Consider the following 6,304-nt stretch of genomic DNA (forward strand, 5'->3'; position numbering starts at 1 on the left):
TGCGAAGATCTCCGCCGGTCAGGGCGCCGAGGACCTCGCGAACGACCTCGAGATCGGCGCCGCGTTGTTCGAGAAGGCCGCGAAGACGGTGCCGCGCGGCAACCGGCCCACGCTGCTCGCCGTCGCCGCGGCGCTCCGGTCGCCGCGGGCGCTCGCGGAACGGGTGGCGCCGGCCTTCGCCGCGGACATCACCGAGATCCTGCGCGCGCATCCGCTGCGCGAGCTGGTCACCCGCGGGCGGGCGTACACCGCGCTCGCGGACCGCCGACGCGCCCTGTTCGGCTCCTGGTACGAGTTCTTCCCGCGGTCGACGGGCGGCTGGAACGAGGACGGCACCCCGCGGCACGGCACGTTCGCGACCGCCGCCGCGGATCTGCCGCGGATCGCGGCGATGGGCTTCGACGTGGTATATCTGCCTCCGATCCATCCGATCGGCAAGATCAACCGCAAGGGACCGAACAACAGCCTCGTCGCCGGCCCCGGGGACGTGGGTTCGCCGTGGGCCATCGGATCCGACGAGGGTGGCCACGACGCGATCCACCCGGAACTGGGCACCGATCGGGACTTCCGCGACTTCGTCTCCCGCGCAGCCGAACTCGGCCTCGAAGTGGCATTGGACCTGGCTTTGCAGTGCGCGCCCGACCATCCGTGGGCGGCGGAGCATCCCGAGTGGTTCACGGTGCTGCCGGACGGCACCATCGCCTACGCGGAGAACCCGCCGAAGAAGTACCAGGACATCTACCCGGTCAACTTCGACAACGACCGCGACGGCATCTATGCGGAGGTGCTGCGCGTGGTGCGGCACTGGGTCGACCGCGGGGTGAAGATCTTCCGGGTCGACAACCCGCACACCAAGCCCCCGGACTTCTGGGAATGGCTGATCGCCGAGGTCAAGCGCACCGATCCCGACGTACTGTTCCTGTCCGAGGCATTCACCCGGCCCGCCCGCATGTACGGGCTGGCCCGCCGCGGATTCACCCAGTCCTACACGTACTTCACGTGGCGGGAAACCAAGTGGGAACTCACCGAGTTCGGGCAGGAACTGGCCGCGAAGGCGGACGAGGCCCGGCCGAACCTGTTCGTGAACACCCCGGACATCCTGCACGAGACGCTGCAGCGCGGCGGCCCCGGGATGTTCGCGCTGCGCGCGGCCCTGGCCGCGACCCTCGCCCCGACGTGGGGGATGTACTCCGGGTACGAGCTGTACGAGCACGTCGCGCTGCGACCGGGCAGCGAGGAGTACCTGGATTCGGAGAAGTACCAGCTGCGGCCCCGACGGTTCGAGGAGGCACGCCGCCGCGGTGAATCGCTGGAACCGTGGATCGCGGCGCTGAACCGGATCCGCCGAGCGCATCCGGCGCTGCAGCAGCTGCGCAACATTCATTTCCACCACATCGACAACGACGCGCTGATCGCCTACTCGAAGTTCGATCCGACGACGGGAGACGCGGTGCTCACCGTCGTCAACCTCGATCCGTACGCCGCCGAACAGGGCACTCTGTGGCTGGACATGCCGGCGATCGGACGGGACTGGCACGAACACCTCACCGTCCACGACGAGGTCAGCGGGGAGGAATACCACTGGGGCCAGGCGAATTTCGTGCGACTCGAGCCGTGGCGGGCCGTCGCCCACATTCTCGTGTTGCCCCCGATCGGGGTGCCTGCGCGCACCACCCTCGCCTACAGGAGGTAGCCGTGACCCCGGAGAAAGGTTCCACCCCGAACCGAGCGGACTCCCCCGCCGTCTCGACCCGCCGGCACGCACCGGCACCCGAGGATCTGGCGCGCCTCGCCGCCGGTGAACATCACGACCCGCATTCGATTCTCGGGGCGCACCCGCACGCGGAGGGCACCTTGATCCGCACGCTGCGTCCCGGCGCGGAGAAGGTCGCGGTCCGCATCGGCGGCGTCGACCACCCGCTCGAGCCGGTCGGGTCCGACGTGTTCAGCGCGCTCGTTCCGGTGCACGATCCGGCCGACTACCGGCTGGTGGTGACCTATCCGTTCGACCACACCGTCGTCGTCGCCGACGGTTACCGGTTTCTCCCGACGCTCGGCGAACTCGATCTGCACCTGTTCGCGGAGGGCCGCCACGAACGGCTGTGGGAGATCCTCGGCGCGCACCCCCGCTCGTACGACACCCCGGACGGCACGGTCACCGGCACGTCCTTCGCGGTGTGGGCGCCCGGGGCGCGCGGGGTGACGGTGACCGGCGACTTCGACATGTGGGGCGGACGGACCGCACCGATGCGGGTGCTCGGGTCGAGCGGCGTGTGGGAACTGTTCGTCCCCGACGTCCACCCCGGCGCCCTGTACAAGTTCCGGGTGCACGGTCGCGACGGCTCGGTGCGCGAGAAGGCGGATCCGATGGCCTACGCGGCCGAGGTCCCGCCCGCGACCGCGTCGGTGGTGACGACGTCGCGGCACACCTGGCAAGACGACGAGTGGCTCGAAGCGCGGGCAGGCTCCCAGCCGTGGCAGGAACCGATGAGCGTCTACGAGGTGCATCTCGGATCCTGGCGGCCGGGCCTGGGCTACCTCGAACTGGCCGACCAGCTCGCCGAGTACGTGACCGAGACGGGGTTCACCCACGTCGAGCTGCTCCCCGTCGCCGAGCATCCCTTCGGTGGCTCCTGGGGTTACCAGGTCACGTCGTACTACGCCCCGACCTCCCGGTTCGGCACGCCGGACGAGTTCCGCGAGTTCGTCGACCGGCTGCACCGGGCCGGGATCGGCGTGATCATGGACTGGGTTCCCGCCCATTTCCCGAAGGACGACTGGGCGCTCGCCCGGTTCGACGGGAGCCCGCTGTACGAGCATCCCGATCCCACGCGCGGCGAGCAGCTCGACTGGGGCACCTACGTGTTCGACTACGGCCGGCGCGAGGTCCGCAACTTCCTGGTGGCCAATGCCCTCTACTGGGTCGAGGAGTTCCACATCGACGGCCTGCGGGTCGACGCGGTCGCGTCGATGCTGTACCTGGACTACTCGCGGCCGCACGGTGGCTGGACCCCGAACATCCACGGCGGTCGCGAGAACCTGGAGGCGGTGGCATTCCTGCAGGAACTCAACGGCACCGTGCACAAGCTGCATCCGGGTGTGGTCACCATCGCCGAGGAGTCCACGGCGTGGCCCGGGGTGACGCGCCCGACCAACGTGGGCGGGCTCGGGTTCGACATGAAGTGGAACATGGGCTGGATGCACGACACGCTCGGCTTCGTCTCCCGCGATCCCGTGCACCGCACCTACCACCATCACGAGATCACCTTCTCGCTGATGTACGCGTGGAGCGAGAACTTCATGCTGCCGATCAGCCACGACGAGGTCGTACACGGCAAGGGCACGCTGTGGACCCGGCTACCCGGCGACGACTTCACGAAGGCAGCGGGACTGCGCACCCTGCTGGCGTACATGTGGGCGCACCCAGGCAAGCAGTTGCTGTTCATGGGGCAGGAATTCGGGCAGGTCGCGGAGTGGTCGGAGGAACGGGGCCTGGACTGGTGGCAGCTCGACGACGAACACACCGGTGCTCTGCACGGCGGGATCCGGCAACTGGTCGGCGACCTCAACCGCACCTATCGCGACCATCCCGCGCTGTGGACGCTGGACACCTCCCCCGGCGGGTACTCGTGGATCGACGCGAACGACGCGGTGAACAACGTGCTCAGTTTCCTCCGGTACGGCAGCGACGGCTCGATCGTCGCGTGCCTGTACAACTTTTCCGGGAGCACTCACGCCGACTATCGTGTCGGATTACCCGAAACGGGTCGGTGGGTGGAAATCCTCAACACGGATGCGACCGCCTACTGCGGCAACGGGACCGGAAATCTCGGTGCCGTGACGGCGACGGCGCACTCCTGGCACGGGCGCCCGGCATCGGCTCGGGTGACCCTGCCCGCCCACGGTGCGATCTGGCTGGCACTGCACCGGTGACCGCGGTCCTCCGACGACAGGAGCGATCGTGACAAGGACGGGCTGGGCTGCGCGGTTGGCGCTCGGAGCGCTGGCGACTGCCCTGCTGGCGGGGTGTGCGGGCAAGGTCGAGGGCACTGCCGTCTCGATCTACGACAACCCCTTCACCGTCGCCGGTCTGCCCGTGTCGTCCGGCCCGTCCGGTCCCCGAGGTGGGGTTCCGGACGCGGAGGTCACCATCGTTAACGGCGACGGCGGCGAGGTCGACGCCCTGGTGGGCAACGCGATCACCGACATCGAGGCGTACTGGGAACGCACCTTCGGGTCGATCGCGAAGGGGTCGTTCGAACCCGTCTCGACGCTGCTGTCCTGGGATCCGTCCGAACGGCGCGGACCCGATTTCTGTGGCGAATCCACCTTCGACTTCATCAATGCCGCGTACTGCGCCGGCGACGACGTGATCGGCTGGGACCGGGAGTTCCTGCTGCCCGAACTGATCGACACGTTCGGTCCGATGTCGGTGGTGATGGTGCTGGCCCACGAGTACGGGCACGCCATCCAGTACAAGTCCGGCATCGTCTCCGACGACGACCCGGGCATCGTGTTCGAGCAGCAGGCGGACTGTTTCGCCGGCGCGTTCATCCGCCACGTCGCCGAGGGCAACGCGGAGCACTTCCAGCTCAACACCTCGGACGGGCTCAACTCGGTGCTCGCGTCGATGGTGCTGTTCCGCGACATCGATCCCAACGATCCCGATGCCGTTCACGGTTCGGCGTTCGAGCGCGTCACCGCCATGCAGATCGGGTTCTCCGACGGCGCCCGCTCCTGCACCCGCATCGACGCCGCCGAGATCGAGTCCCGCCGCGCCGATCTTCCGCAGTTCTTCGACAGCAGCGACGACGGGGAGCTTCCCGTCACCGCCGACTCCGTCCAGCAGATTCTGCGCTCGTTCGACTACGTGTTCGATTTGTCGTCGCCGCCCGAGCTGGATCTGTCCGGTTCCGATCTCGGCTGCCCCGACGCAAAGGCGACCGCACCGGTGTCCTACTGCCCGGCGACGAACACGATCGGCGTCGATCTGGAGGAGCTCGCCGAACGCGGGGCTGCTCCCGAATCCGGGTCGGGTCCGTTCGAGGCGGACGTCCGCGGCGACTACAACGCCTATGTGCTGCTCGCCTCGCGATACGCGCTCGCGGTGCAGCGGGAGGCCGGGGCCTCGTTGACCGACCCGCAGACCGCGCTGCGGACGGCGTGCCTGGCCGGCGCGATCAGTGCCGCGCTGAGCCCGACGAACACCGACCTGACGAACAACCCGGACGAGGACCTGGTGTGGTTGTCACCCGGGGATCTCGACGAGGCCGTGTCCGGTCTGCTCAGCGACGGTCTCGCCGCGAGCGACGTCAACGGCAACACCATTCCCAGCGGCTTCGCCCGCGTCGACGCCTTCCGCACCGGTGTGCTCCGCGGTGAGGCGGGCTGCACCGGCCGCTACCACTGACGGCAGTGACAACAGGCGAACGGCCTGGCCACGGCAGTGCCGTGGCCAGGCCGTTCGCCTGAGTGCCGGTGTTCAGTACAGCGCGGACGCCAGCTTCCGTCGCGCGGCGACGACGAACGGCTCGGCGGGATCGAAGAGCTCGAACAGCTCCAGCAGCCGGGTGCGCGCGGCCGTCTTCTCGTCCCCGGCGCTGCGGGCGACGAATGCGATCAGCCGGGCGAAGGCCTTCTCCGGGTCCTGCGCGAACAGCTCGGCGTCGGCGGCGGCGAGCTGGGCGTCCAGGTCGGCCGGCGCGGCGTCGGCACGCTCGATCGCGTCGGCGGGCACCTCCTGGGCGCGCGCGAGGAACCGCACCTGGCGCACCGCGGCGAGCGCCTCGGTGTTGTTGGGCTCGGAATTGAGGATCAGGTTGTAGGCGGCTTCGGCACCGGCCAGGTCGCCGGCGTCGAGCGCCTGCTCCGCCGCGACGAACCGCGGGTCGGGCGGGGTCTCCTGCGGTTCGCCCGTCGGCGGACCCGACAGCTTCCCGGCAACCGCGTTCTGGATCGCGCCGATCCATTCACGCAGCGCCGACTCGGGCTGCACCCCCTGGAAGTCGGCGAGCGGCTGGCCGGCGGCGATCGCGACGACCGTCGGCACCGATTGGACGCCGAACGCCTGGGCGATGCGCGGGTTGGCGTCGACGTCCACCTTCGCGAGCACCCAGGTGCCGCCGCCCTCGTGCGCGAGCTTCTCGAGGACCGGGGACAGCTGCTTGCACGGCTGGCACCAGGTCGCCCACAGATCCACGATGACCGGGACCTGCATGGAACGCTGCAGCACCTCGGCCTCGAACGTGGCCTCGGTGACGTCGATGACGGGCGCGAGCCCACCGGGGGCGGCGCCGTCGCCGGA

4 protein-coding genes are annotated in these 6,304 nt (G+C 69.4%); 3 read left to right on the forward strand and 1 reads right to left on the reverse strand.

The features are described 5' to 3' along the window. The 3 genes from I0Q12_RS17225 to I0Q12_RS17235 all read left to right on the forward strand — a co-directional run. Window positions 1–1,693, forward strand: a 1,693-nt coding sequence (locus I0Q12_RS17225) for an alpha-1,4-glucan--maltose-1-phosphate maltosyltransferase (RefSeq protein ID WP_231610880.1), incomplete at its 5' end; no start/stop codon positions are given. An 86-nt stretch (window positions 1,694–1,779) separates the two neighbouring features. Beyond that, on the forward strand, window positions 1,780–3,933 hold the full coding sequence (glgB, locus tag I0Q12_RS17230) for a 1,4-alpha-glucan branching protein GlgB (RefSeq protein WP_231610882.1): 2,154 nt from the start codon (window positions 1,780–1,782) through the stop codon (window positions 3,931–3,933). A gap of 28 nt (window positions 3,934–3,961) precedes the next feature. Beyond that, on the forward strand, window positions 3,962–5,410 hold the full coding sequence (locus I0Q12_RS17235) for a metallopeptidase (RefSeq protein WP_197253056.1): 1,449 nt from the start codon (window positions 3,962–3,964) through the stop codon (window positions 5,408–5,410). Window positions 5,411–5,482: 72 nt separating this feature from the next. On the opposite strand, the gene I0Q12_RS17240 is transcribed toward I0Q12_RS17235, so the two are convergent. Then, window positions 5,483–6,304: tetratricopeptide repeat protein (locus I0Q12_RS17240; RefSeq protein WP_197253057.1), on the reverse strand; the 822-nt coding region annotated here is incomplete at its 5' end.

This window comes from Rhodococcus sp. CX, from assembly GCF_015865005.1.
Lineage (GTDB): Bacteria > Actinomycetota > Actinomycetes > Mycobacteriales > Mycobacteriaceae > Rhodococcus.